General features: G+C 51.5%; 2 protein-coding genes. One reads left to right on the top strand and one right to left on the bottom strand.

Annotation, left to right across the window (positions count from 1 at the left end; genetic code table 11):
* On the top strand, positions 1–231 hold a 231-nt coding region (locus tag H156_RS17295; protein WP_211221987.1), incomplete at its 5' end, for a hypothetical protein.
* A 9-nt stretch (positions 232–240) separates the two neighbouring features.
* Here H156_RS17295 and H156_RS16600 read toward each other — a convergent pair.
* On the bottom strand, positions 241–822 hold the full coding sequence (locus H156_RS16600) for a serine acetyltransferase (RefSeq protein WP_081504001.1): 582 nt from the start codon (positions 820–822) through the stop codon (positions 241–243).
* Between the last annotated feature and the right edge of the window lie 268 nt (positions 823–1,090).

Genomic DNA, 1,090 nt, shown 5'->3' with positions numbered 1-1,090 from the left:
GGAATGGCCAGCAGGCCCTGTTTCAGGGCGGACAACGGGAACCTCTTTGAAAATCTTGACTTCTTACATCAATTTTTCAGCATTGAACAGCCCTGGATCCACCACCACCGGCCCAAAAAAATCCGGGCGACGCTGCCATCCCCATTGCAATCAATCCGCGTGCCGCCGGCATATGCTCTCCTGACTGGTGATCATGCGCTTTCTTCGTCAGCGTATCCCTTGCGGGCTTGAACCGCCGTTTCAAACCGGAGCGCGATTCATGACATCTGGAGTGCAGTTACACTTTACGATTGCGGACGGATTGCCGGCAACGACCGAACAAGGCGGAACGCTTTCCATGACAAAAGCCCCTCCGGCAATCCTACTTCCTCGCCCTATTGTGACACCCCCAATGATGATCGCATGAGGACCAACCCAGACCTCATCCTCAAGAATTGGATACTCCGAAAGGCGCTCACCATTGCGAGAAATCCTGTCGCGGCTTCCTAGAGTAACGCCATGAAATAACGTCACGTTATTGCCAATCTTGGCCTTGGAAGTTACAACAAGCCCCCACCCATGCGTAAGAGCGATGCCCGCTCCAATGTCTGTACGCCAAGACAAATCCATCGCCGCGCTATGTGTTGCAAAGCGATGCAATAATTGAAAAATCGGTAACAATAACTTAAAAAAACCATAGGACTCAGCAAGCCCCTGGCATATCCTCATGGTTACGGCAACGCGAAATGTCCTTTTCGTAAAGACTCCCTTGAGTAACAAACCATAACTAAACCGACCATATTGGCGGTACGTATCAGCTTTCAGTGCTACCCATGGGTTCATATAATTTCCTCCGAAAAAATTTCTTATACCCAATGCTGTATTTAGCCGGACAGCCAAAAGCGCAGTCGTGGCGCTTTGGCGCCAGCTTAGACCCAGCACCTTTGGTAATGCTTTGACTCCATCGCCATGCCGGAGACCAGAGACACCACCACATTACCCAGTCCCCTTGTGCCCCTGAATCGCCCCGGGTTCTGTGGAGGCTGTATGGTTTGAGTTAAGTGGTTTCCACGGTTCTGTCGGCGAGCCGACGATAGTAGTTTGCCTCAGC

This window comes from Methylococcus capsulatus str. Texas = ATCC 19069 (assembly GCF_000424685.1).
In the GTDB taxonomy this organism is placed as follows: Bacteria; Pseudomonadota; Gammaproteobacteria; order Methylococcales; family Methylococcaceae; genus Methylococcus; species Methylococcus capsulatus.
This window is presented reverse-complemented; position numbering and strand designations above follow the sequence as displayed.

Coding starts and splice junctions, on each gene's coding strand:
- H156_RS16600 (WP_081504001.1), bottom strand. CDS start 822: ATGAACCCATGGGTAGCACTGAAAGCTGATACGTACCGCCAATATGGT.